Genomic DNA, 25,630 nt, shown 5'->3' with positions numbered 1-25,630 from the left:
GCTCTCCTACTCCAACGGTATGGCCACGCTCAGGCTGGTGCCTTCGCCCGGTTCACTGTCCAGCGCCATGCTGCCGCCCAGCATCAGCACCCGCTCACGTACCCCTACCAGGCCGAACGAGGTGGGCCGAGGCTGGTCGCGGCAAAAGCCCTGGCCGTCATCGCTGACGGTCATGCGCAATTGCCCGTGCTCACGCACCAGTTCGATCTCCACGCTATGCGCCTGGGCATGGCGCATCACGTTGGTCAGCGCCTCCTGGAGGATACGGAACAGCCCGATGGCCTTGGCATCGCTCAATGCTGGCAGATTTTCCGGTACTTGCACCAGGCAGGGGATCTGCGTCCGTGCTTCAAAGCGCCGCGCCTGCCATTCAATGGCCGAGGCGATGCCGGCATCGAGAATCGGAGGACGCAAGGCAGTGGCTACGTCGCGCACCAGCTGGAACAGCTGGGCGATCAGGCGTTTCATGCTGGCCAGCCGCTCGTTCAGCCTTGGGTCCAGCTCGGCGAAGGCCAGCTCGCACATCGACACTTCCAGCTTGAGCACGGTCAGCATCTGCCCCAGTTCATCGTGCACTTCTCGGGCGATGCGGGCTTTTTCTTCCTCACGCACGCTTTCCAGGTGGGCCGACAGTTCGCGCAGCTGCTCCTGGGACCTGGCCAGCGCCAACTCGGCCCGCTTGCCCTGCGTGATGTCCCAAACCACACCGTCCCATACCACCTGGCCGTTACCCAGGCGCCGGGTACTGGCTTTGATGTCGGCCCAGCGCTGTTCACCCTGGCGGGTGAGGATGCGCCCCTGCCAGGACCAGTCCTGGTCGCTGGCCAGGGCCAGGTCCTGCACCCGGTGGTAATCGGCACGGTCCTCAGGGTGCACCAGGTTGCGCAGGCCCATCTGCGGGTCCTGGATCTCACTGGGCGAATAGCCCACCAAAGCCTCGCTGCCTTCGCTGATGTAGGGGAATTCCAGGTCGCCCTCGGCCGGGTCGCGCTCCAGGCGGAACACCAGCCCCGGCACGTTGCCGGCAATGCCCTTGAGCCGCGCCTCGCTTTCGCGCAGGGCCGCCAGGGCGCGGTAGCGCTCGGTGACATCGGCGAGGTACACCACCAGGTACTCGGAGTCACGAAAGCGCAGAAAACTCAGCGACAGCTCGACCGGCAACAGGCTGTGGTCAGCCCGGCGGCACTGCGTCTCGAACTGACCAACACCGCCCGCCCCGGTACGTGCGCCCTTCCACAGCTCCAGCCAGCGATCCATGGTCAGGCTGGGTTCAAAGTCGCTAAGCGGCCGCTCCAGCAGTGCGCCTTCGCCGTAGCCCAGCATGCGCTCGGCGGCATGGTTGGCGTAGCGTACGTGGCTGTCCCAGTTGACCCAGAGGATGCCCACCGTGCTCTGGTCGATGGCAAACTGACTCAGGCGCAACGCTTCTTCGCGCACTTGCCGCTCCACAAGACTTTCGCGCGTGGCCAGCAGGCTGCGCTCCAGCTGGCGCTGTTGCCGACGCTGCCACACCAGGGTGGCCAGCGCGCACAACAGCAGCAAGCCGAACAGCAGTGCCAGGTTCTTCCAGAATCCTGTCGACTCGCTCAGGCGTGGGTACTTTGGCTGCAGCCAACGCTGGTGCAGTTGCTCAAGTTCCTTGGCCGGCAGCGCCTGCAGGCCGCGCTCCAGCACATCGGCCAGCAGCGGCCAGTCGCGCCGCGAACCGATGCGCAACAGTTGTGGCAGGCCGATATCGCCGACCACAGCCAGCTCGCCGAACTCGCTTTCGCGCGACAGGCGGCTGAGCTGAGCTTCATCCAGCACGGCGAAACTGGCCTGGCCGCCCACCACCAATTGCAGGGCCTCGCGCTCGTTGGGCACCCCTTGCAGGTTGAGGTTGCTGTAGTTACCGCGCAGGTAGTCCGCCAGCTGGCTGGGCATGCGCACCGCCACCCGCTGCTCGGCTCCGAGCGTTTCCAGTTCCACGGCCATCGTCCCGGTGCGCGGCCCCACCACCAGTTGCGGCACGCGCATGTAAGGGTCGCTGAACAGCCACAGACGCAGGCTGGCGGGGGTCTGGGTAAGCCCCGGGGCAAAGTCGATTTCGCCGGCCTGGAGGGCATGTTCGAGGCTGGCCTGGTCGGCGAAGTTGCGCCAGGTAAGGTCCAGACGCAGCGCCTGCGCCAGGCTGCTCACCAATTCCACGTTGGCACCGTACAGTTGCTGCAGACGCCGGTCGAACTGAGCGTAGGGCGCCTGCAACACCAGGCCGACACGCAGGCTGCGATGGGTATCCAGCCATTGCTGCTGGGCAGGTTCCAGGGCAACCGTGGGCCCCGCCTCCGGTCTGGCTAATGCAATCAAGGGCAGCCACAAGCAGCCGATAACCAACAGGCGACGCACTCGCTTCATCTACACGCTCGTCTTGGCAAAGCGGCCATGCAGCATGGCCGTCACGGGCAAATACCATTAGGCTGCCGGTATCATTCTGGCCCCGGGTTGACTCATGTCCACACTTTATCGCACGACGCTGGCAATGTGCTGCCTGGCCTCGATCCTTCCACTCGGCGCCCTGGCCGCCGATGCCGAAAAACCATCCACCACCACCGAGGCACCCGTTGCCCAAGCTCCTCGCCCGCCGCTGCTGGAACGCAGCCAGGAGGATGCCCAAGCACTTGAACGGCTGGTGCCCAAGGCCGAACAGCAGACCCTTCAGGCCGGTGCCGACAGCTTCCTGGCCTTGTGGAAACCGGCCAACGACAGCGATCCACAAGGCGCGGTCATCATCGTCCCGGGGGCTGGCGAAACGGCTGACTGGCCGAATGCGGTCGGCCCGCTGCGGCAGAAGTTCCCCGATATCGGCTGGCACAGCCTCAGCATCAGCCTGCCCGACCTGCTCGCCGACAGCCCGCAGGCGCGAGTCGAGGCCAAGCCGGCTGCCGAGCCGGAGCCAGACAAGGGCGAAAGCGCCCCGGCCAAGGAAATGCCGGCCGATGCCAATGCCAACGTCGCCCAGGCTACCGCAGCCGATGCCGACACCGCAGAGAGCACTGACGCCAAACAGGCCAGCGAACAAACCGACCCAGCCGATGCCGAGCGCATTTTCGCCCGCCTGGATGCTGCGGTGGCCTTTGCCCAGCAGCACAACGCCCGCAGCATCGTGCTGATCGGCCATGGCAGCGGCGCATATTGGGCGGCCCGCTACCTGAGCGAGAAACGGCCACCACAGGTGCAGAAACTGGTAATGGTTGCCGCGCAGACTCCAGCACGGGTGGAGCATGACCTGGAAAGCCTGGCGCCGACCTTGAAAGTGCCGACTGCCGACATCTACTACGCCACCCGCAGCAGTGACCGCAATGCAGCCGCACAGCGCCTGCAGGCCAGCAAGCGGCAGAAGGACAGCCAGTACCGGCAGTTGTCGCTGATTGCCATGCCGGGGAACAAGGCGGACGAGCAGGAGCAACTGTTCCGCCGGGTGCGGGGGTGGATGAATCCACAGGATTGATCCAGGAATGCTGGGGCCGCTTTGCGGCCCTTTCGCGACACAAGGCCGCTCCCACAGGTGCCGCGCAAAACCCGAGGGCTGCGCAGTACTTGTGGGAGCGGCCTTGTGTCGCGAAAGGGGTGCGAAGCGCCCCCGCTTTTTAAAGGCCCCGCCGCTTGCGGATCATGGCATAAGCCTGATGCAACTCCCGGGTCCGTTCAGTCGCTTCACGCACCTGCGACTCACTGGCACCAGTACCCGCCAGCTTGTCCGGGTGATGCCGACTGACCAGTCGACGATACGCCTGCTTGACCTTGTCGTCATCGGTATCCGCCTCGACCGCCAGCAAGCGCAACGCCGCCGCATATGTCATGGCGACCCCTTCCGGCCCCGCCGCCTTGCGTGGTTCGTACTCCAGCGACATGGCCTGCACCTGCCGCCGGCTCAGGCCCAGTTTCTGCCCCCAGTCCAGCAGCAGTTCACGCTCCTTGTTGCCCATCTTGCCGTCGGCCCAGACCATGCGCCAACAGGCACGCAGGGTACCTTCGGCCGCATGCGGCTGCTGGCGAATGCGCCGCAGGTGCCCACCCAGCCGGTCCTTGCCCGCCTTGCCGCGGTTGAACGCAGCAATAGCACGCAGCCGAGCCTCTTCGGCCAGGTCCAGGCGCACCATCTCCTGGCGTGCCTGCTGAATATGCTGCTCGCCCACCCGGCCATCGCACTTGGCCAGGCGCCCGAGCATCACGAACAGCAATTCGTCGTCCTGCAACGCCGGGCGCCCACCCAGGCGTTCGCGCATGTCCTCCCAGCCTTGCAAACGCAGGCGACGGTCCATGGCCTGCCCGAGCAACGCCCCGAGCAAGGCCCCGGGGATGCTGGCAACGGCAAAGCCGGCACCGACACCAATCACCGTGCTTGGCCACCACATGTCAGGCACGCTCGCCGATCAGGCGCTCGGCCTCGGCCAAGCGTTCGAGCGTACCGACATCAACCCAGTGCCCTTGGTAGTGCTCGCCACTGACCTGGCCCGCAGCCATGGCCTGACGCAGCAACGGCGCCAGCTTGAAGGCGCCAGGCTGGCAGCCTTCGAACAGCGCCGGGTGCAGCACCGACAGGCCACTGAAGGTCAGCGTGCCGGGCGCATCGTGACCATCGACCACCCGCTCGCCCACCAGGCGGAAGTCGCCGCGGCCGTGATGGCCAGGGTTATCGACCAGTACCAGATGGGCCAAACCTTGCACGGGGCCCTGCAGGCGCGCGAAGTCATAGTCGGTCCAGACATCGCCGTTCACCAGCAGGAACGGCGCGTCACCCAGCAATGGCAGGGCCTTAAAGATGCCACCGCCGGTTTCCAGCGGCTCTCCTTCGGGCGAATAGCGGATGCTCAAGCCGAAACGGCTGCCGTCACCCAGGTGGTCCTCGATCTGCTGGCCGAGCCAGGCATGGTTGATCACCACCTCGGTGACGCCCGCCGCAGCCAGGGCCCGCAGGTGGTATTCGATCAATGGCTGACCGGCGACCGGGACCAGCGGTTTGGGGGTGTGCAGGGTGAGCGGGCGCATGCGCTCGCCTTTGCCCGCTGCCAGGATCATTGCCTTCATGCACGCGCTCCGGCCTGCAACTCGGCAATCAGCTCACCCAGCTCCGCCAATTCGGGCCGGCGGCTGATCACTTCTTCTATATAGGCGAAGAAGCGCGGTACGTCGCCCAGGTAACGGGGTTTGCCGTCACGGTGGCAGATACGGGCGAAAATACCGATCACCTTCAGGTGGCGCTGCACACCCATCAGGTCGCTGGCACGCTGGAACGCCTCGAAGTCGGCCTGCACCGGGATGCCGGCAGCCTGCGCCTTCTGCCAGTAGTCGCGCAGCCAGCCTTCGACCCGCGCCTGCGGCCAGCTGAGAAACGCGTCCTTGAACAGGCAGGTGATGTCGTAGGTGACCGGGCCATACACGGCATCCTGGAAGTCCAGCACGCCGGGGTTGGGCGTGCTCTGCATGAGGTTGCGCGGCATGTAGTCGCGGTGCACCAGCACCTTGGGCTGGGCCAGTGCGCTGTCGATCAGCAGCTGGCTGATTCGTTGCCAGGTGGCTTTCTGGGCATCGCTGAAGGCCAGGCCAAGCTCACGACCCACGTACCACTCCGGGAACAACTCGACTTCACGGCGCAACAGCGCATCGTCGTAGCTGGGCAACGGCGCGTCCATCGGCAGGCGCTGGAACGCCAGCAGCGCGTCGATGGCATCGGCGAACAGGCCGTCGGCGTTGTCCGCATCAATGATATCAAGGTATGTCTGATGGCCCAGGTCACCCAGCAGCAAGAAGCCACGTTCCAGGTCCTGGGCATGGATCAGCGGCACGTGCACGTCGGCGCTGGCCAGCAGGTGGTCGATGGCGACGAACGGTCGGCAGTTTTCCTGTGGAGGTGGTGCATCCATGATCACGAAGCTGTGGCCGGCACCCTGCCAGCGGAAATAACGGCGGAAGCTGGCGTCGCTGCTGGCCGCGGTCAAGCTGCCTGCAGGCACGTCGCCCCAGGCGTTTTTCCGGAAAAGATCATTGAGCTGCTCATCGAGCCAGACCGTCAGTTGTTGCAGGCGTACATCGTGTTCAGGCATTACAAGGGTCTCCGACGGCCCTAGCCGTCAAGCGGGTCATGCTTTATTATCCAGCATCTTTTTCAGACCATCGAGAGGCGTGCGGCCCCACACGCGGGCAGATGGCACGCAGGAAGCCCGGACTAATAAGATGGCATTGAAATCCCCCGCGTTTCGTAGAAAGTTTCCGTTGCTGGTAACCGGCGGTCTGCTGGCCCTGCAACCTCTGGCCACGTCTTACGTGGTGGCAGCCGAACAGTTCGACTGCCAAGTGTCCGCCTCCGGTGGTTGGGACTGCAAGCCCAAGACCCCAACCAACAACCTGCCGCCGCGCCCGGTGCACGAGGGTGCTGCAGTCAGCACCGGCACCGAAGCCGCGAGCGAAGGCGAAACCGCGGACCGGCCGATGCTGGTCACCGAGGCCAAGGGCCGTGGCCTGAAGTCGCGTAGCGAAGACTACAGCCACCTGGACTGGGTTCCGCGTGAAAAGCTCACTGCCGCACAGCTGGCCGAAACCGGCCCGTACTGCGGTGGCGCCTACATCGAGCCAACCCGCCCTGGCATGGCCGACACCACGCCGAAGGACGAGTCGCCGACCTACATCAACGCCAAGGTATCCAAGTACCAGCAAGAGCAGCAGATCGCTACCCTCGCCGGTGACGTGGTGATGCGCCAGGGCAGCATGCAGGCCGAGGCCGACGAGGCCAACCTCTACCAGACCGAAAACCGTGGCGAGCTCAAGGGCAACGTCAAGATCCGTGACAACGGTTCGCTGGTGGTCGGTGACGAGGCACAGATCCAGCTCGACACGGGCGAGGCCCAGGTCGACAACGCCGAATACGTGATGCACAAGTCGCACATCCGCGGCAGTGCCCTGTACGCCAAGCGTGGCGAGAACGCCATCATTCGTCTCAAGGACGGTACGTACACCACCTGCGAACCGGGCAGCAACGCCTGGCAGCTGAAGGGCAACAACATCACCCTGAACCCGGCCACCGGTTTCGGTACCGCGACCAACGTTACGCTGCGGGTCAAGGATTTCCCGGTGTTCTACACACCGTACATCTACTTCCCGATCGACGACCGTCGCCAGTCCGGCTTCCTGCCGCCATCGTTCAGCAGCACCAGCGATACCGGCTTCATGCTGGTCACGCCTTACTACTTCAACCTGGCGCCGAACTACGATGCCACGTTGTACCCGCGCTACATGACCAAGCGCGGCCTGCTGATGGAAGGCGAGTTCCGCTACCTGACGCCTTCCAGCGAAGGCCAGTTCGGTGGCGCGTACCTCAACGACAAGAACGACGACCGCAAAGACCAGACTGACTACAAAGAGCAGCGCTGGATGGTCAACTGGCAGCACAAGGGCGGGCTGGACGAGCGCCTGATGACCGAGGTGGACTACACCGACATCAGCGACCCGTTCTACTTCCAGGACCTGGAATCCGACCAGATCGGTATTGAAACCCAGGACCTGCTGAACCAGCAGGGTGCACTGACCTACCGTGGTGACAGCTACACCGCGCGGTTGAATGTGCATGCCTACGAAATGGCGACCATCTCGAAGATCACCCCGTATGATCGCCTGCCGCAGATTACCTTCAATGGCAAGCTGCCGTACGAGCCAGGTGGGCTCAATATTGCTTACGAAACCGAGGCAGTCCGTTTCGATCGTGACCTGAAAGACGACTTTGTATTGAACGAAGATGGCCTTCCCGACACTTCGGCGGGTGCGCCTGGTCGCCGCCTGGACCAGAACGTCAGCGGCATCGCCCGCGCCAACGGCAACCGTTTCAACGTCGCTCCATCGATCAGCCTGCCGATGGAAGCCAGCTACGGCTTCCTGACCCCCAAGCTGAAGTATGCGTATACCCACTACGATCTGGACTTGGACAGCCAGGGTAAAACCCAGGCTATCGCGCAATCGGCCAACCCAGCGTACGGCAGCTACAACAGCTCGCTGAACCGCGACGTACCGATCTTCAGCGTGGACAGCGGCCTGTATTTCGACCGCAAAACTTCGCTGTTCGGCACCAACTACAAGCAAACCCTCGAACCGCGTATGTACTACCTCTACGTCCCGTACAAGGACCAGAAGGACATCCCGCTGTTCGACTCGGGTGAAACCCTGTTCAGCTACGATTCGCTATTCCGCGACAACCGCTTCAGCGGCACCGACCGCATTGGTGACGAGAACAAGCTGTCGCTGGGCGTGACCACCCGCTGGATCGAAGAAAACGGTTTCGAACGCCAGAACTTCAGCATCGGTCAGGCTTTCTATTTCAAGGACCGCAAAGTTCAGCTCCCTGGTATCGATTACCGTACCCGCAGCGACTCGCAGTCCGATGTATCTCCGTATGCGCTGGTGTACAACTACTTCTTCAACCGCGACTGGCGCTTCAATTCGGACTTCAACTGGGACCCGGACAGCCGCAGCACCCGCTCGGGCAGCGCGATGTTCCATTACCAGCCTGAAGACAATCCGAACAAAGTGGTCAACCTCGGTTATCGCTACCGTAACGACACCATCTCCTACGACTCCACGACCGGTACCTGGAAAGTGGGCGGTGGCGACTACGGCGTCCCAGGCAGCGAGAACTACATCAAGGACTACTACAAGATCCAGCAGCATGACTTCTCGGTCATCTGGCCGATCGTTCCGCAGTGGAGCGTCATCGCTCGCTGGCAGCATGACTACAACCGCAATCGCACCCTGGAAGCCATGGGCGGTTTCGAGTACGACAACTGCTGCTGGAAGCTGCGTCTGATCAACCGTTACTGGATCGACTACGACGACTTCAGCCAAGCCCTCCCGGCGAACGAAAAAGGCGACCACGGCATCTTCCTTCAGATCGTGCTGAAAGGCCTCGGTGGTGTAGTCGGCAACAAGGTCGAATCTTTCCTCGACCAAGGCATTCAAGGTTATCGTGAACGTGAAGACCAAGCTTATTGATCGACTGCGCCCGGCGTTGCTGGGCGTTGCATTGCTGAGTGGCGCGGTGCATGCCGCGGTACAACCTCTTGATCGCGTGGTGGCCATCGTCGACAACGACGTGGTCATGCAAAGCCAGTTGGACCAGCGTGTCCGCGAGGTCCAGCAAACCATCGCCAAGCGTGGCGGCGGCATGCCGCCTGCCGGTGCGCTGGATCAGCAGGTGCTGGAACGCCTGATCGTCGAGAACCTGCAGTTGCAGATCGGCGAGCGCTCCGGCATCCGCATCACCGACGAAGAGCTGAACCAGGCCATGGGCACCATTGCCCAGCGCAATGGCATGTCGCTGGACCAGTTCCGCGCCGCCCTGGCTCGTGACGGCATGTCGTTCGACGACGCCCGTGAGCAGGTCAAGCGCGAGATGATCATCAGCCGCGTGCGCCAGCGCCGCGTGGCCGAGCGTATCCAGGTCTCCGAGCAGGAAGTGAAGAACTTCCTCAACTCCGACCTTGGCAAGATGCAGATGTCGGAAGAGTACCGCCTGGCCAACATCCTGATCCCGACCCCGGAAGCGGCCAACTCGGAAGCCATCCAGGCCGCCGCGCGCCAGGTTGGCGATGTGTACCAGCAGCTCAAGCAGGGCGCGGACTTCGGCCAGATGGCCATTGCCCGCTCCGCCAGCGAAAACGCCCTGGAAGGCGGCGAGATGGGCTGGCGTAAAGCCGGCCAGCTGCCACCAGACTTCGCCAAGATGCTCAGCAGCATGCCGGTTGGCGAAATTACCCAGCCTATCCGCATCCCCAACGGCTTCATCATCCTCAAGCTCGAGGAGAAGCGCGGCGGCAGCGAGAACGTGCTGCGTGACGAAGTGCACGTTCGCCACATCCTGATCAAGCCGAGCGAGATCCGCAGCGAGGCGGCCACCGAGCAACTGGCCGAACGCCTGTACGAGCGCATCAAGAACGGCGAAGACTTCGGCGAGCTGGCCAAGAGCTTCTCGGAAGACCCGGGTTCGGCGCTCAACGGCGGCGACCTCAACTGGGTTGACCCGAACAGCCTGGTACCGGAGTTCCGCGAGCAGATGGCCAACGCCGCCCAAGGCGAGGTCACTCGTCCGTTCAAGACCCAGTACGGCTGGCATGTCCTGGAAGTGCTGGGCCGTCGCGCCACCGACAGCACCGAGCAGGCTCGTGAGCAACAGGCCATGAACGTACTGCGCAACCGCAAGTACGACGAAGAGCTGCAGACCTGGCTGCGCCAGATCCGCGACGAGGCCTACGTTGAAATCAAGCTGCCTGGCGCTGACCAGGCCGCCCAGTGAAGCCCCTGCGCTTCGCCGTCACCCCCGGCGAGCCGGCCGGCATAGGCCCTGACCTGTGCCTGCTGCTCGCCGCAGACGCCCAGCCCCATCCCCTGATCGCCATCACCAGCCGTGACCTGCTCGCCGAGCGGGCCACGCAGCTGGGGCTGGCCGTCAACCTGCTGCCGGTAGCGCCGGGGCTATGGCCCGAGCAGCCGGCGCCAGCGGGTAGCCTTTACGTCTGGGATACCCCCCTGGCGGCCCCGGTGGTGCCGGGCCAGCTCGACAAGGCCAATGCCGCGTTCGTGCTGGAAACCCTGACCCGTGCCGGGCAAGGCTGCCTGGAAGGGCATTTCGCCGGGATGATCACCGCCCCTGTACACAAGGGCGTAATCAACGAAAGCGGTATCGCCTTCTCCGGGCATACCGAATTCCTTGCCGAGCTGACCCACACCGCGCAAGTGGTGATGATGCTGGCCACCCGTGGCCTGCGCGTGGCCCTGGTGACCACGCACCTGCCGCTGCGCGACATTGCCGACGCCATCACTGCCGAGCGCGTCGAGCGTGTAACCCGTATCCTGCATGCCGACATGCGCGACAAGTTCGGCATTGCCAACCCGCGTATCCTGGTGTGCGGCCTCAACCCGCACGCGGGCGAGGGCGGCCACCTGGGCCGCGAGGAAATCGACATCATCGAGCCGACCTTGGCCCGCCTGCGCACCGAAGGTATGGACCTGCGCGGGCCGCTGCCGGCCGATACCCTGTTTACCCCCAAATATCTGGAGCACTGCGACGCGGTGCTGGCGATGTACCACGACCAGGGCCTGCCTGTACTCAAGTACAAAGGCTTCGGCGCTGCGGTCAACGTGACCCTGGGCCTGCCGATCATCCGCACGTCGGTCGACCACGGCACAGCCCTGGACCTGGCCGGCACCGGCAAGGTCGACACCGGCAGCCTGCGCGTCGCGCTGGAAACCGCCTACCAGATGGCCGAGAACCGACCATGAACGAGCAATACCAACACCGGGCGCGCAAGCGCTTCGGCCAGAACTTCCTGCACGACGCCGGCATCATCGACCGCATCCTGCGGGCCATCAACGCCAAGGCCGGCGAACATCTGCTGGAAATCGGCCCCGGCCAGGGCGCCCTGACCGAAGGCCTGCTCGGCAGCGGGGCACAACTGGACGTGGTGGAACTGGACAAGGACCTGGTGCCGATCCTGCAGCACAAGTTCGCCGACCGCAGCAATTTCCGCCTGCACCAGGGCGACGCCTTGAAGTTCGACTTCAACCAGCTAGGCGTGCCACCGCGCAGCCTCAAGGTGGTGGGCAACCTGCCCTACAACATTTCCACCCCACTGATCTTCCACCTGCTCAGCCATGCCGGGTTGATCCGCGACATGCACTTCATGCTGCAGAAGGAAGTGGTCGAGCGCATGGCCGCCGGCCCTGGCGGTGGTGACTGGGGGCGTCTGTCGATCATGGTGCAGTACCACTGCCGGGTCGAGCACCTGTTCAACGTTGGCCCGGGCGCCTTCAACCCGCCGCCGAAAGTGGACTCGGCCATCGTCCGCCTGGTGCCGCACGAAGTGCTGCCACACCCGGCCAAGGACGCAAAGCTGTTGGAGCAGGTGGTACGCGAAGCCTTCAACCAGCGTCGCAAGACCCTGCGCAACACCATGAAAGGCCTGCTCGACAGTGCGGCCATCGAAGCTGCCGGCGTGGATGGCAGCCTGCGCCCTGAACAGCTGGATCTGGCCGCCTTCGTGCGCCTGGCTGACCAGTTGGCCGATCAGCAAGCCTGATATCGCGTGTACCGTCCTCTTCGCGGGTAAACCCGCTCCCACAGGTACTGCAGCCCTCAAAATCTGCGTAGTACCTTGTAGGAGCGGGTTTACCCGCGAAAGGGCCGGGACAGACCACACAAATCCCCAAGCCCCTCACCGCTGGCCCTTCCCCCTCTCAATGGCCTAGACTGCATTATTGCGTCAGTTTGCCCAAGGCCCTTGCATGTCCGACCCTCGCTATAAAATCGACGTCAGCGTCGTGACCCGCTACCTCAAAGAACAATCCGACCCCGAAAACAGTCGTTTCGCTTTCGCCTACACCATCACCGTGCAGAACAATGGCTCGCTGAAGGCCAAGCTGCTGTCGCGCCACTGGCTGATCACCAACGGTGACGGCGAGGTCGAGGAAGTGCGTGGCGCCGGTGTGGTCGGCCAGCAGCCCAATATCGACCCGGGCCAGAGCCACACCTACAGCAGCGGCGCGGTAATCAGCACCCGCGTGGGCACCATGCAGGGCAGCTACCAGATGTTCGCCGAAGACGGCAAACGCTTCGATGCCGAGATCGCCCCCTTCCGCCTGGCGGTGCCCGGGGCGCTGCACTGATGGCTACCTACGCCGTCGGTGATCTGCAGGGCTGCCTGCAGCCACTCAAGTGCCTGCTCGAACGGGTCAATTTCAACCCCGCCGTCGACCGCCTGTGGCTGGTCGGCGACCTGGTCAACCGCGGCCCCGAGTCACTGGAAACCCTGCGCTTCCTTTATTCGATCCGCCAGTCGCTGGTGTGCGTGCTGGGCAACCATGACCTGCACCTGCTGGCCGCCTGGCACAACGTCGAACGCCTGAAGAAAAGCGACACACTGCGCGAGATCATCGAAGCACCGGACGCCGATCAGCTGTTCGACTGGCTACGCCAGCAAAAGCTGCTGCATTACGACGAACCCCGTGGCATTGCGCTGGTTCACGCCGGCATTCCACCGCAATGGACCTTGGGCAAAGCCCTGGAGTTGGCCGCCGAGGTCGAGGAAGTGCTGCGCGACGAAGAGCGCCTGAAACTGTACCTTGACGGCATGTACGGCAACGAGCCGAACAAGTGGAGCAAAAGCCTCACCGGCATCGAACGCCTGCGGGTCATCACCAACTGCCTCACGCGCATGCGCTTCTGCACCGCCGAGGGCAAGCTCGACCTCAAGAGCAAGGAAGGCCTGGATACCGCCCCCAAAGGCTACAAGCCCTGGTACGCACACAAAGGCCGCCGCTCGCGCCACGTGAAGATTATTTTCGGCCACTGGGCCGCCCTTCAGGGGCAGGTCAACGAGCCCGGCATCATCGCCCTGGACACCGGTTGCGTGTGGGGCGGTGCCATGACCCTGTACAACGTCGACAGCGGCGAATATTACCGCTGTGACTGCAGCGACGACGGCAACTTACGCCTCCCCGCCCAAACGCCTACACTGAACGATCAATCCTGAAGGAAGCCGTACCCATGAGCGAATTCAAGCGCATCCCTCCCGAACAGGCCCTGGCCCTTCGCGCGCAAGGTGCGGTAGTCGTCGACATTCGCGACCCGCAGGCCTATGCCGCCGGCCACATCACTGGCGCCAAGCATCTGGATAACCATTCTGTCGCCGAGTTCATCCGCAATGCCGACCTCGACGCCCCAACCCTGGTGGTGTGCTACCACGGCAATTCCAGCCAGAGCGCTGCGGCCTATCTGGTGAACCAGGGTTTCTCGGACGTATACAGCGTCGACGGCGGCTTTGAGCTGTGGCGCGCCACCTACCCGGCCGAAACTGCCCAGGGCACTGCCGAATAATTTTTTCATTTTTACTGCAGCCCGCGCCCCATGCGGGCTTGCGGCTTATCTGACGAACGGTCGTTCGCAACTTCTCCGCCCCTCGCCCTTGACCTTGCGGATAACCAACTATTCTTAAGCGCAGGCCATCCAGAAAAAGGGGAGAGCCGGTACACCGGCGTGCGGGTCATCGGTAGCGTTACAGGGTGTTCTGGGGGGTATACAGCAATCGGCAGCCCCGGTTGCATGCCAGCATCAGCTGACTGATCCGGCGTCGTCTCCACGTATCGAGCGAGGTGACGTCATGAGTATTTTTAGCCACTTCCAACAACGTTTCGAGTCTACGCGCCAGGAAGAACTCTCGCTGCAGGAGTACCTCGAGCTGTGCAAAGAGGATCGCAGTGCCTACGCATCGGCGGCCGAACGGCTGTTGCTGGCCATCGGTGAGCCGGAGCTGATCGACACCTCAACCAACTCCAGACTGTCGCGAATCTTCTCCAACAAGGTTATCCGCCGCTATCCGGCCTTTGCCGACTTCCATGGCATGGAAGAGTGCATCGACCAGATCGTGTCCTACTTCCGCCACGCCGCCCAAGGCCTGGAGGAGAAGAAACAGATCCTCTATCTGCTGGGCCCGGTGGGCGGCGGCAAGTCGTCGCTGGCCGAAAAACTCAAGCAGCTGATGGAAAAGGTACCGTTCTACGCCATCAAGGGCTCGCCAGTATTCGAGTCGCCATTGGGCCTGTTCAATGCCACCGAAGACGGGGCCATTCTCGAGGAAGAGTACGGCATCTCGCGGCGCTACCTGAACACCATCATGTCGCCTTGGGCCACCAAGCGCCTGCAGGAGTTCGGCGGCGACATCAGCAAGTTCAAGGTGGTGAAGCTGTACCCGTCGATCCTCAACCAGATCGCCATCGCCAAGACCGAACCTGGCGACGAGAACAACCAGGACATCTCGGCCCTGGTCGGCAAGGTCGATATCCGCAAGCTCGAGGAATTCCCGCAGAACGACGCCGACGCATATGCCTATTCGGGCGCGCTGTGCCGGGCCAACCAGGGCCTGATGGAATTCGTCGAGATGTTCAAGGCCCCGATCAAGGTCCTGCACCCGTTGCTTACCGCCACCCAGGAAGGCAACTACAACAGTACCGAAGGCCTCGGCGCCATCCCCTACTCCGGGATTCTGCTGGCCCACTCCAACGAATCGGAGTGGCACACCTTCCGTAACAACAAGAACAACGAGGCGTTCATCGACCGGATCTACATCGTCAAGGTGCCGTACTGCCTGCGCGTCAGCGACGAAATCAAGATCTACGACAAGCTGCTGATCAACAGCTCGCTGGCCAAGGCGCACTGCGCGCCAGACACGCTGAAAATGCTCGCCCAGTTCACCGTGCTGTCGCGCCTGAAAGAGCCGGAAAACTCCAACATCTACTCGAAGATGCGGGTGTACGACGGGGAGAACCTCAAGGACACCGATCCGAAGGCCAAGTCGATCCAGGAGTACCGCGATGCGGCCGGCGTCGACGAAGGCATGAACGGCCTATCGACCCGCTTCGCATTCAAGATCCTCTCCAAGGTGTTCAACTTCGACCCACATGAAGTGGCCGCCAACCCAGTGCACCTGCTGTATGTGCTGGAGCAGCAGATCGAGCAGGAACAGTTCCCGGCCGAGGTGCGCGAACGCTACCTGCGCTACCTGAAGGAGTACCTGGCCCCGCGCTACATCGAGTTCATCGGCAAGGAGATCCAGACCGCCTACCTGGAGTCTTACAGCGAATACGGCCAGAACATCTTCGACCGCTACGTGCTGTACGCAGACTTCTGGATCCAGGACCAGGAATACCGCGACCCGGAAACCGGCGAAATCCTCAACCGTATCGCCCTCAACGAAGAACTGGAGAAGATCGAGAAGCCGGCCGGCATCAGCAACCCGAAAGATTTCCGCAACGAAATCGTCAACTTCGTGCTGCGTGCCCGTGCCAACAACAACGGCAAGAACCCGAGCTGGCTGAGCTACGAAAAGCTGCGGGTGGTGATCGAGAAGAAAATGTTCTCCAACACCGAAGACCTGCTGCCGGTCATCAGCTTCAACGCCAAGGCAAGCAAGGAGGACCAACAGAAACACAACGACTTCGTCACGCGTATGGTGGAGCGTGGCTACACCGACAAACAGGTTCGTCTGCTGTCGGAATGGTACCTGCGGGTCAGGAAATCGCAATAAAGCGACAAGCTACCCACCGCGCGCCCAGGGCTGCTATGCCAGCCCTGGGCGGCGGCAGCTGCTTTGCTGCCTTTATGTGCAGCAGCTCGTAGCTTGAAGCGTGCAGCTGTTCCCAGCTACCGGAGGGACCATGAGCTACGTTATAGATCGACGCCTGAACGGCAAGAACAAGAGCACGGTGAACCGCCAGCGCTTCCTGCGGCGGTACCGCGAACACATCAAGAAAGCCGTCGAAGAGGCGGTGAGCCGCCGTTCCATCATGGACATGGAACATGGCGAGCAGATCAGCATTCCGGGGCGCGACATCGACGAACCGGTGCTGCACCATGGTCGCGGGGGCAAGCAGACCATCGTGCATCCAGGCAACAAGGAATTCACTGCCGGTGAACACATCCCAAGGCCACAAGGCGGCGGCGGTGGCAGCGGCCGCGGCAAGGCCGGCAACTCCGGCGAGGGCATGGACGACTTCGTCTTCCAGATCACCCAGGAAGAATTCCTCGAGTTCATGTTCGAGGACCTCGAGCTACCCAACCTGGTCAAGCGTCACCTGACCGGGGCCGACACTTTCAAGACCGTGCGCGCCGGTATCGCCAACGAAGGCAACCCGTCACGCATCAACATCGTGCGCACACTGCGTTCGGCCCATGCCCGGCGTATCGCCCTGACCGGCAGCAGCCGCGCATTACTGCGCGAAGCGCAAAAGGAACTCGCCCGCCTGAAGGTCGAGGAACCGGACAACTTCACCGATATCCAGGAAGTCGAGCACGAGATCGAACGCCTGAAGGCACGCATCAACCGCCTGCCCTTCCTCGACACCTTCGACCTCAAGTACAACCTGCTGGTCAAGCAGCCCAACCCCAGCTCCAAGGCTGTGATGTTCTGCCTGATGGACGTGTCCGGCTCGATGACCCAGGCCACCAAGGACATCGCCAAGCGTTTCTTCATCCTGCTGTACCTGTTCCTCAAGCGTAACTACGACCGCATCGAAGTGGTGTTCATCCGCCACCACACCAGCGCTCGTGAAGTCGACGAGGAAGAATTCTTCTATTCGCGGGAAACCGGCGGCACCATCGTTTCCAGCGCGCTGAAGCTGATGCAGGAGGTCATGGCCGAACGCTACCCGGCCAGCGACTGGAACATCTACGCCGCCCAGGCCTCCGACGGCGACAACTGGAACGACGACTCGCCGATCTGCCGCGACATCCTGGCCAAGCAGATCATGCCGCATGTGCAGTACTACACTTACGTTGAAATCACCCCGCGTGAACACCAGGCGCTGTGGTACGAATACGAGCGCATCGGCGAAGCCTTCCCCGACACGTTCGCCCAGCAGCAGTTGGTATCGGCCGGCGATATCTACCCGGTCTTCCGTGAACTCTTCCAGCGCAGGTTAGCCACATGACCGCCAGAGCACAGAGACGCCAACCTATTTCCACCGGGTCCGAGTGGACGTTCGAACTGATCCAGACCTACGACCGGGAAATCAGCCGCCTGGCCGAGCGTTACGCCCTGGACACCTACCCCAACCAGATCGAGGTCATTACCGCCGAGCAGATGATGGACGCCTACGCCTCGGTCGGCATGCCGCTGGGTTATCACCACTGGTCCTACGGCAAGCAGTTTCTCAGCACGGAGAAATCCTACAGCCGTGGGCAGATGGGCCTGGCCTACGAGATCGTGATCAACTCCGACCCGTGCATCGCCTACCTGATGGAAGAAAACACCATGTGCATGCAGGCACTGGTGATCGCCCACGCCTGCTACGGCCATAACAGTTTCTTCAAGGGTAACTACCTGTTCCGCACCTGGACCGACGCCAGTTCGATCATCGACTACCTGGTGTTCGCCAAGCAGTACATCGCCCAGTGCGAAGAGCGCCATGGCATCGATGCCGTAGAAGATCTGATCGACTCCTGCCACGCCCTGATGAACTACGGCGTCGACCGCTACAAGCGGCCTTATCCGATTTCCGCCGAAGAGGAGCGGCGGCGGCAGAAGGAGCGCGAGGAGCACCTGCAGCGGCAGATCAATGACCTTTGGCGGACCATTCCGAAAAGCGCTGACAAGGGTAACGACCGAGATGATGCGCGCTTCCCCGCCGAACCGCAGGAAAACATCCTGTATTTCATCGAGAAGAACGCCCCGCTGCTGGAGCCCTGGCAGCGTGAAGTGGTGCGCATCGTGCGCAAGATCGCCCAGTATTTCTACCCGCAGCGCCAGACCCAGGTGATGAACGAAGGCTGGGCGACATTCTGGCACTACACGCTGATGAACGACCTGTACGACGAGGGGCTGATCACCGAAGGCTTCATGATGGAGTTCCTGCAGTCGCACACCAGCGTGGTATTCCAGCCCGGCTTCGACAGCCCCTACTACAACGGCATCAACCCCTACGCACTGGGCTTTGCGATGTATACCGACATCCGCCGCATGTGCGAAAACCCGACCGAAGAAGATCGGCGCTGGTTCCCCGACATTGCCGGCAGCGACTGGCTTTCTACCATCAAGTTCGCAATGAGCAGCTTCAAGGACGAGAGCTTCATCCTGCAGTACCTGTCGCCGAAGGTCATTCGCGATCTGAAGCTGTTCAGCATCCTCGATGACGACCAGCGCGACGACCTGTATGTACCTGCCATCCACGACGAGGCCGGCTACCGGACCATTCGCGAACTACTGGCGGCGCAGTACAACCTGGGCAACCGCGAACCGAACGTGCAGATCTGGAGCGTTGACCGCCGCGGCGACCGCTCGCTGACCTTGCGTCACCAGCAACACAACCGCAAACCGCTGGGCGATTCTACCGATGAAGTGCTCAAGCACCTGCACCGCCTGTGGGGCTTCGACATCCACCTGGAGACCGTCCAGGGCGAGCAGGTGATGAAAACCCACCACATGCCACCACGCGGCGAGCACGGCGAAAGCGCCGACTATGGCCGCATGGATCTGGCTGTCATTCACCACCTCTAGTGCAACTTCAAGGCTGCCGACGGGTTATCCTGTCGGCAGTTATGGAGAGCTGCACATGCACATCTACAAAGTTGGCGGCGCCGTGCGCGACCGCCTGCTCGGCCGCCCTGTCAGCGATATCGACTGGCTGGTGGTCGGCGCCACGGTCGAGGAAATGCACGCTAAGGGCTTTCGACCGGTCGGCGCTGATTTCCCGGTGTTCCTGCACCCGAAAACCGGCGAGGAATACGCCCTGGCGCGCACCGAGCGCAAGAGCGGGCGGGGCTACGGCGGCTTCACTTTCCACGCCAGCCCCGATGTGACCCTGGAAGAAGACCTGATCCGTCGTGACCTGACCATCAATGCAATGGCCGAGGACGAGACGGGTACGGTATACGATCCCTATCATGGCCAGGACGATATCGACCAGCGCCTTTTACGCCATGTTTCCCCGGCATTCGCCGAAGATCCATTGCGTGTGCTGCGAGTTGCGCGCTTTGCTGCCCGTTATGCACCGCTGGGATTCCGGGTTGCCGATGAGACGCTTGAGCTGATGCGTCAGATCAGTGCCTCTGGCGAATTGCAGGCACTGACCGCCGAGCGCAGCTGGAAGGAAATCGAGCGGGCGCTGATGGAGGCGCAGCCGCAGGTGTTCTTCCAGGTGCTGCATGCTTGTGGGGCCCTGCAGGAGCTGCTGCCAGAGCTAGATGACGCCCCCCAGGCCCTGGCGGCGCTGGAACAGTCGGCAATGCACGAACAGCCCCTGCATGTACGCTGGGCCTGCCTGCTGCAGTCGCTGACACCGGCCGCGATCAAAGCCATCAATCAGCGCCTGAAGGCGCCGCGGGAGTGCCAGGAGCTGGCGCTGCTGACGGGTGAGTGCCTGAAGCTGGGCAACCAGGCGCAGGAGTTGCCCGCCACGGCACTGCTGGGGCTGCTGCAGAAGTTCGATGTGTACCGGCGGCCACAGCGATTCGAAGACTTCCTGATCGCTTCCGAGATGGCAGCGCTGGGCGAGGGCAAAGCGGGTTATCCACAGTCCGAATACCTGCGAGGGGCAGCGGCGGCGGCGCGGGCAGTGGATGTCAAGCCGTTGGTGCAGGTTGGGCTGACTGGCCAGGCCTTGGGTGAAGCGCTCAAAGGTGAGCGGCTGAAAGCCCTCGAAGCTTACAAGCTCGGTTGAACATACCGGCCCCTTCGCGGCTAAAGCCGCTCCCACAGGGACGGCGTTGCTCTCGAGGTTGTCGCTGTACCTGTGGGAGCGGCTTTAGCCGCGAAAGGGCCGATACAGGCTTACGCGGGAGTCAGCTGCAACCCACGCCACTCAAAGGCAACCGGCGCCAGCACCTGATCAATCCGCGCCTCCTGCCACAACTGCGCCATTGTCTTGCCTACCCCCGGATGCACAAGCTCCGGCGCCAGCAGCGACAGTGGCCACAGCACAAAGGCGTTCTTCAGGATCTCGGCCCGAGGCAACACCAGCCCATCGAACGTGCCGTGCAAGTCGTCATACATCAGCACGTCGATATCCAGCGGCAGCCCCTTGCGGTCCGGGGCATAGCGGCCATTGTCGGCCTCGATGAACTTCAACCGGCGGTCCAGTTCGATCAACGGCAACGCAGTCTGCCCAGTCACCACGAAGTTGATGAACGGACCGCTCTTGATCCCCACCGCCTGGCTTTCGAACGCCGGCGAGCAGCGCATGTCGGTCAGGATGCCTGCCAACGCATCGAGCCCGGCGCACAAGTGCACCTCGCGATCAATGTTGCTGCCAAGGCCCAGGTAAACCGTGCTCAGAGACATCCGCGCTCGATCTCCACGCCAACACCGCCACGGGCCGCCGGTACCGCACCCGGCTTGGTCAGCTTCAACCGCACCCACGGGATGTGGAACTCTTCCATCAGCGTCGCCACCAGGCGCTCGGCGAAAGTTTCAACCAACTCGAAACGCGCCTGTTCGGCAAACGCCTGGATACGGGCCGACACACTGGCATAATCCAGCGCCAGGTTCAGGTCGTCACCCGCCGCAGCCGGGCGGTTATCCCAGGCAAAGCTCAGGTCCAGGCGCAAGCACTGGCGAATATCCCGCTCCCAGTCATAGGCACCGATGACGGTATCGACTTCCAGGCCTTCGATGAACACTCTGTCCAAGCACTTCTCTCCACAGCACGACAAGGGCGACTGGCGCCGTTAGAATCAGGGCGTCCTCGCCCGGAATAGTTAGCATGTTTTGGTTACTGGCGTTGCTCGCCTACCTGCTTGGCTCGCTGTCCTTCGCCATCGTCCTCAGCCGCCTTACGGGCAGCCCGGACCCGCGTTCCAGCGGTTCAGGCAATGCCGGCGCCACCAACATGCTACGCCTGGCAGGCCGCAAACTGGCGATCCTGACCCTGCTTGGCGACCTGTGCAAGGGCCTGTTGCCGGTATTGCTCGCCCGCGGTGCCGGCCTGGACCTGCAAGCGCAGGCTTGGGTTGGCGTGTGCGCAGTGCTGGGCCACCTGTTCCCGCTGTACTTCCGCTTCCAGGGCGGCAAGGGCGTGGCAACCGCCGCCGGCATGCTCATGGCCCTGTATTTCCCAGCCGCGCTGCTGGCCATCGGCGCCTGGCTGCTGACTTTCTACCTCACCCGCACCAGTTCGCTGGCGGCACTGATCGCCACACCACTGACCTTGCCGTTACTGGCCTGGCGCGAGCCAGAGGCCCTGCTGCCGATCACTGTGTTGACGGCAATGATCGTATGGCGCCATCGCAGCAACCTGCGCGACCTGTTCGCAGGCCGCGAACGGCACTTCTGAAGCTTAAAGCGGCGGCAACTGCTCCATCGGCCAGCGTGCCTGCACACTGATTGCCAGGTCTTGCTGTTGCCCGGCCAACAACCGCTGGCAGCCGGCATAGGCGATCATCGCACCGTTGTCGGTACAGAACTGCGGGCGCGCGTAGTACACGTTGCCCTTGATGCTGCCGAGCATGTCCTCGAGGGACGCACGCAGTGCCTTGTTGGCGCTGACGCCACCGGCAATGACCAGGCGCTTGAGGCCAGTCTGTTTCAACGCCCGCTTGCACTTGATGGTCAAAGTCTCCACCACCGCCTGCTGGAATGCCAGGGACAGGTCGCAACGGGTTTGCTCACTGTCGTCGCCGGCATCGCGGCACTGCTGCCAGGTGTTCAGGGCAAAGGTTTTCAGGCCGCTGAAGCTGAACTCCAGGCCCGGGCGGTCGGTCATCGGCCGCGGGAACACGAAGCGGCCAGGCACGCCGCGCTCGGCCAGGCGGGCGATTTCCGGGCCACCGGGGTAGTTCAGACCGATCAGCTTGGCGGTCTTGTCGAACGCTTCGCCGGCGGCGTCGTCCAGGCTCTCGCCCAGCAGCTCGTACTGGCCGATGCCATCGACCCGCACCAGCTGGGTGTGACCACCGGAAACCAACAAAGCGACGAACGGAAACTCCGGTGGGTTTTCTTCCAGCATGGGTGCCAGCAGGTGGCCTTCCATGTGGTGTACGCCAATCGCCGGGATGTCCCAGGCAAAGGCCAGCGCCTGGGCACAGGAGGCCCCCACCAGCAGGGCACCGACCAGGCCAGGGCCCGCGGTGTAGGCGATGGCGTCGATCTCGGTGGCGACGCAGCCGGCCTCATCCAGCACCTGGCGGATGAGTGGCAGCATGCGCTTGACGTGGTCGCGCGAGGCAAGCTCTGGCACCACACCGCCGAACACGCGGTGCAGGTCGATCTGGCTGAACAGCGCGTCGGCCAACAAACCGCGCTCGCTGTCGTATAATGCGACGCCAGTTTCGTCGCAGGATGTTTCCAATCCCAGTACTAGCATGGGTTCGTCCCTTGTGGGGGCTGAATTCGAAGCCGCGCATGATAGTCCCCGTGTCGGATGCCGACCAGCGGTTTTCGATCAGAGGCTTTGCATTCCGGCTTGCTAAGGGTTAACATCCGCAACCCTTGAAAACCGACGTTCTCCAGCACACCTTTGTTTTGCCAGGAGCACGTCTACCCCGGTAATGAATTAAGGTAGCCCTGGATGCCAGCCGTCAAAGTTAAAGAGAACGAACCCTTCGACGTAGCTCTGCGTCGTTTCAAGCGCTCCTGCGAAAAAGCCGGTGTACTGGCTGAAGTTCGTAGCCGCGAGTTTTACGAGAAGCCGACCGCCGAGCGTAAGCGCAAAGCAGCTGCTGCTGTTAAGCGTCACGCCAAGAAAGTTCAGCGCGAACAGCGCCGCGCCGTTCGTCTGTACTAATACAGACGTTCTACGCAAAGCTTCTGCCCTGCCCGGCTAACCGCCGGGCGATGGCAGTGGTCGCTTCAAACTTGAGCAGCTAGCTCAAGGCCCTGCACAAGCTTCATGCGAACTGCACATGGGCAACCTGCCTGAAACGTCAGAGCTGGTCCTCCTTGTTGTATGACCAGACGTGCACGTCCGACTGACGGGCCCTCAGGGGCTGGCGACGAGCACACATTCCCTCGCACTTTCCCAAGCGGCACTCGCCCCATTCGGCGCGTGAGCGATTAGACTTGCCAGCTGCCAGATGACGAGACTGCCATGGCCGGGCTGATTCCCCAGAGTTTCATTGACGACCTTATCAACCGCCTCGACATCGTCGACGTGGTGAGTTCGCGCGTCCAGCTGAAAAAAACCGGCAAGAACTATTCCGCCTGCTGCCCGTTCCACAAGGAAAAAACTCCTTCCTTCACGGTCAGCCCCGACAAGCAGTTCTACTACTGCTTCGGCTGCGGCGCCGGCGGCAACGCCCTGGGCTTCGTAATGGACCACGACAACCTGGACTTCCCCCAGGCGGTCGAGGAGCTGGCCCGCGCCGCCGGCATGGAAGTACCCCGCGAGCAAGGTCGCCGCGACCACAAGCCGCGCCAGCCAACCGATTCGCCGCTGTACCCGCTGCTGGACGCCGCCTCAGAGTTCTACCGCCAGGCCCTGCGCAGTCACCCGACCCGCAAGGCAGCGGTGGATTACCTCAAGGGCCGCGGCCTGTCCGGGGAAATCGCCCGTGACTTCGGCCTGGGCTTCGCCCCGCCAGGCTGGGATAACCTGCTCAAGCACCTGGGTGCCGACACCTTGCAGCAGAAGGTGATGATCGATGCCGGCCTGTTGATCGAAAACGCCGAAAGCGGCAAGCGCTACGACCGTTTCCGCGACCGGGTGATGTTCCCGATCCGCGACAGCCGCGGACGCATCATCGCCTTTGGTGGCCGAGTGCTCGGCGACGACAAGCCCAAGTATCTGAACTCCCCGGAAACCCCGGTGTTCCACAAGGGCCAGGAACTCTACGGCCTGTACGAGGCACGCAAGCACAACCGCAACCTCGACGAAATCATCGTCGTCGAGGGCTACATGGACGTCATTGCCCTGGCCCAGCAGGGCCTGCGCAACGCCGTGGCCACCCTCGGCACCGCCACCAGCGAAGAGCACCTCAAGCGCCTGTTCCGCGTGGTACCCAGCGTGCTGTTCTGCTTCGACGGTGACCAGGCCGGGCGCAAGGCCGCCTGGCGCGCCCTGGAGTCGACCCTGTCGAACCTGCAGGACGGCCGCCGCGCGCGCTTCCTGTTCCTGCCCGAAGGCGAAGACCCGGACAGCCTGGTGCGCGCCGAAGGCACCGACGCCTTCATGGCCCGCATCAACCAGCACGCCCAACCGCTGGCCGATTACTTCTTCGAGCAGCTAAGCGTCGAAGCCGACCCGCGCTCGCTGGAAGGCAAGGCGCACATGGCGACCCTTGCCGCACCGCTGATCGAAAAGATCCCCGGCGCCAACCTGCGCCAGCTGATGCGCAACCGCCTTAAGGAAATCACCGGCCTCGACCCGCAGCAGGTCGAGCAACTGGCGCAACACGCCCCGGCCACCAGCAGCGTGCCGGACTACGACCCTGGCTACGACTATGACGCCATGGCCAGCTATACCCCCGATTACGGCGACATGCCGCAGCACGACTTCGCCCCCGTTCATCAGGAACAGGAGTGGAAGCCGAACAAGGGCGCTGGCAAGAAGCAGTGGGGCGACAAACCCTGGGACAAGAACCGCAAGGGTGGCAAGCCATGGCAGCAGCGTGACGAAGCACCACCACGCGTACCGGCCCCGGTCGAGCCGCCCACCCTGGCCGCCCTGCGCACCTTGCTGCACCACCCTCTGCTGGCCGGCAAGGTGGAAGATGCCAGCCACTTCGCCGATGAAGAACACTTGTACAGCCAGCTGCTGGTGGCACTGATCGAAGCCGCGCAGAAAAATCCTGGGCTAAGCTCAATGCAGTTGATCGCACGTTGGCACGGCACCGAACAGGGGCGCCTGCTGCGGGCCTTGGCGGAAAAGGAATGGCTGATCGTGGCCGACAACCTTGAACAACAGTTTTTCGACACTATAACTAGCTTGTCCGCCCGCCAACGCGAGCGCAGCCTGGAACAACTGCTCAGGAAATCACGTCAAAGCGAATTGACCAGCGAGGAAAAAACCCAGCTCCTCGCCCTGCTGAGCCGGAATGTTCCCGCACAAACGCCGACCTCATCTGGCGCGTGAGGCCCATGCTCGGGTATAATCCTCGGCTTGTTTTTTGCCCGCCAAGACCTTCAGT

The 25,630-nt window shown here is 62.8% G+C and carries 22 protein-coding genes; 15 read left to right on the top strand and 7 right to left on the bottom strand.

Translation table 11 applies throughout. The features are described from left to right. Window positions 1-6: 6 nt before the first annotated feature. Window positions 7-2,394 carry a PAS domain-containing sensor histidine kinase gene (locus tag RR51_RS08960; protein ID WP_039613253.1) on the bottom strand — a complete coding sequence of 796 codons (2,388 nt, stop codon included), beginning with the start codon at window positions 2,392-2,394 and terminating at the stop codon, window positions 7-9. Between the two features lie 94 nt (window positions 2,395-2,488). Between RR51_RS08960 and RR51_RS08955 the strand changes: the two genes are divergently transcribed. Further along, window positions 2,489-3,487, top strand: a complete 999-nt coding sequence (locus tag RR51_RS08955) for an alpha/beta hydrolase family protein (RefSeq protein WP_039613252.1) — start codon at window positions 2,489-2,491, stop codon at window positions 3,485-3,487. A 139-nt stretch (window positions 3,488-3,626) separates the two neighbouring features. On the opposite strand, the gene RR51_RS08950 is transcribed toward RR51_RS08955, so the two are convergent. From RR51_RS08950 to RR51_RS08940, 3 genes are read right to left on the bottom strand one after another with little or no spacing between them, the layout of a single operon-like run. After that, entirely contained in the window at window positions 3,627-4,394 is a 768-nt protein-coding gene (locus RR51_RS08950; protein WP_039613251.1) for a TerB family tellurite resistance protein, read from the bottom strand. Window position 4,395: 1 nt separating this feature from the next. After that, window positions 4,396-5,067, bottom strand: coding sequence for an N-acetylmuramate alpha-1-phosphate uridylyltransferase MurU (gene murU / locus RR51_RS08945; RefSeq protein WP_039613250.1), 672 nt, complete (start codon window positions 5,065-5,067; stop codon window positions 4,396-4,398). Next, complete coding sequence (locus tag RR51_RS08940; protein WP_039613249.1) at window positions 5,064-6,083, bottom strand: aminoglycoside phosphotransferase family protein; 1,020 nt, start codon at window positions 6,081-6,083, stop codon at window positions 5,064-5,066. The genes murU and RR51_RS08940 overlap by 4 nt, the downstream gene beginning before the upstream one ends. A gap of 130 nt (window positions 6,084-6,213) precedes the next feature. Here RR51_RS08940 and RR51_RS08935 point away from each other — a divergent pair, with 130 nt between their 5' ends. From RR51_RS08935 to RR51_RS08885, 11 genes are all read left to right on the top strand, one after another. Beyond that, complete coding sequence (locus tag RR51_RS08935) at window positions 6,214-9,015, top strand: LPS-assembly protein LptD (RefSeq protein ID WP_039613248.1); 2,802 nt, start codon at window positions 6,214-6,216, stop codon at window positions 9,013-9,015. Then, window positions 8,996-10,315, top strand: a complete 1,320-nt coding sequence (locus RR51_RS08930; RefSeq protein WP_015268722.1) for a peptidylprolyl isomerase — start codon at window positions 8,996-8,998, stop codon at window positions 10,313-10,315. Before RR51_RS08935 ends, RR51_RS08930 begins: the two co-directional genes overlap by 20 nt. Continuing rightward, window positions 10,312-11,301 carry a 4-hydroxythreonine-4-phosphate dehydrogenase PdxA gene (gene pdxA, locus RR51_RS08925; RefSeq protein ID WP_038408583.1) on the top strand — a complete coding sequence of 330 codons (990 nt, stop codon included), beginning with the start codon at window positions 10,312-10,314 and terminating at the stop codon, window positions 11,299-11,301. The genes RR51_RS08930 and pdxA overlap by 4 nt, the downstream gene beginning before the upstream one ends. Beyond that, entirely contained in the window at window positions 11,298-12,098 is an 801-nt protein-coding gene (gene rsmA / locus RR51_RS08920) for a 16S rRNA (adenine(1518)-N(6)/adenine(1519)-N(6))-dimethyltransferase RsmA (RefSeq protein ID WP_028699058.1), read from the top strand. Before pdxA ends, rsmA begins: the two co-directional genes overlap by 4 nt. Window positions 12,099-12,303: 205 nt before the next feature. Next, the gene (gene apaG, locus RR51_RS08915; RefSeq protein WP_013970590.1) at window positions 12,304-12,684 is read left to right on the top strand and encodes a Co2+/Mg2+ efflux protein ApaG; all 381 of its coding nucleotides are present in this window, start codon (window positions 12,304-12,306) and stop codon (window positions 12,682-12,684) included. Continuing rightward, window positions 12,684-13,550: a symmetrical bis(5'-nucleosyl)-tetraphosphatase gene (locus RR51_RS08910; protein ID WP_039613247.1), complete on the top strand. Its 867-nt coding sequence runs from the start codon at window positions 12,684-12,686 to the stop codon at window positions 13,548-13,550. The genes apaG and RR51_RS08910 overlap by 1 nt, the downstream gene beginning before the upstream one ends. Before the next feature lie 14 nt (window positions 13,551-13,564). Next, window positions 13,565-13,894: a thiosulfate sulfurtransferase GlpE gene (gene glpE, locus RR51_RS08905; RefSeq protein ID WP_039613246.1), complete on the top strand. Its 330-nt coding sequence runs from the start codon at window positions 13,565-13,567 to the stop codon at window positions 13,892-13,894. Between the two features lie 283 nt (window positions 13,895-14,177). Continuing rightward, window positions 14,178-16,100 carry a PrkA family serine protein kinase gene (locus tag RR51_RS08900; protein ID WP_013970587.1) on the top strand — a complete coding sequence of 641 codons (1,923 nt, stop codon included), beginning with the start codon at window positions 14,178-14,180 and terminating at the stop codon, window positions 16,098-16,100. A 130-nt stretch (window positions 16,101-16,230) separates the two neighbouring features. After that, complete coding sequence (locus RR51_RS08895) at window positions 16,231-17,502, top strand: YeaH/YhbH family protein (RefSeq protein ID WP_013970586.1); 1,272 nt, start codon at window positions 16,231-16,233, stop codon at window positions 17,500-17,502. Then, window positions 17,499-19,067 carry a SpoVR family protein gene (locus RR51_RS08890; protein WP_039613245.1) on the top strand — a complete coding sequence of 523 codons (1,569 nt, stop codon included), beginning with the start codon at window positions 17,499-17,501 and terminating at the stop codon, window positions 19,065-19,067. The genes RR51_RS08895 and RR51_RS08890 overlap by 4 nt, the downstream gene beginning before the upstream one ends. A gap of 55 nt (window positions 19,068-19,122) precedes the next feature. Beyond that, window positions 19,123-20,229, top strand: a complete 1,107-nt coding sequence (locus tag RR51_RS08885) for a multifunctional CCA addition/repair protein (protein WP_039613244.1) — start codon at window positions 19,123-19,125, stop codon at window positions 20,227-20,229. Between the two features lie 110 nt (window positions 20,230-20,339). Here RR51_RS08885 and folK read toward each other — a convergent pair whose 3' ends face one another. Beyond that, window positions 20,340-20,849 (bottom strand): 2-amino-4-hydroxy-6-hydroxymethyldihydropteridine diphosphokinase, encoded by a 510-nt coding sequence (gene folK / locus RR51_RS08880; RefSeq protein WP_013970583.1) that lies wholly within the window; start codon window positions 20,847-20,849, stop codon window positions 20,340-20,342. Next, a complete protein-coding gene (gene folB / locus RR51_RS08875) occupies window positions 20,840-21,196 on the bottom strand; it encodes a dihydroneopterin aldolase (RefSeq protein WP_004375185.1) in 357 nt (118 codons plus the stop codon). The genes folK and folB overlap by 10 nt, the downstream gene beginning before the upstream one ends. Window positions 21,197-21,270: 74 nt before the next feature. Here folB and plsY point away from each other — a divergent pair, with 74 nt between their 5' ends. Beyond that, complete coding sequence (gene plsY, locus RR51_RS08870) at window positions 21,271-21,840, top strand: glycerol-3-phosphate 1-O-acyltransferase PlsY (protein ID WP_039613243.1); 570 nt, start codon at window positions 21,271-21,273, stop codon at window positions 21,838-21,840. Window positions 21,841-21,843: 3 nt separating this feature from the next. Here the strand turns inward: plsY and tsaD are convergent, their stop codons facing one another. Next, window positions 21,844-22,869, bottom strand: coding sequence for a tRNA (adenosine(37)-N6)-threonylcarbamoyltransferase complex transferase subunit TsaD (tsaD, locus tag RR51_RS08865; RefSeq protein ID WP_015268715.1), 1,026 nt, complete (start codon window positions 22,867-22,869; stop codon window positions 21,844-21,846). Window positions 22,870-23,073: 204 nt separating this feature from the next. On the opposite strand from tsaD, the gene rpsU reads away from it, so the two are divergent. Then, window positions 23,074-23,289 (top strand): 30S ribosomal protein S21, encoded by a 216-nt coding sequence (rpsU, locus tag RR51_RS08860; RefSeq protein WP_003255575.1) that lies wholly within the window; start codon window positions 23,074-23,076, stop codon window positions 23,287-23,289. Between the two features lie 303 nt (window positions 23,290-23,592). Beyond that, window positions 23,593-25,575: a DNA primase gene (gene dnaG, locus RR51_RS08855; protein ID WP_013970579.1), complete on the top strand. Its 1,983-nt coding sequence runs from the start codon at window positions 23,593-23,595 to the stop codon at window positions 25,573-25,575. Window positions 25,576-25,630 lie beyond the last annotated feature (55 nt).

The organism is Pseudomonas sp. C5pp, from assembly GCF_000814065.1.
Lineage (GTDB): Bacteria > Pseudomonadota > Gammaproteobacteria > Pseudomonadales > Pseudomonadaceae > Aquipseudomonas > Aquipseudomonas asiatica.
This window is presented reverse-complemented; position numbering and strand designations above follow the sequence as displayed.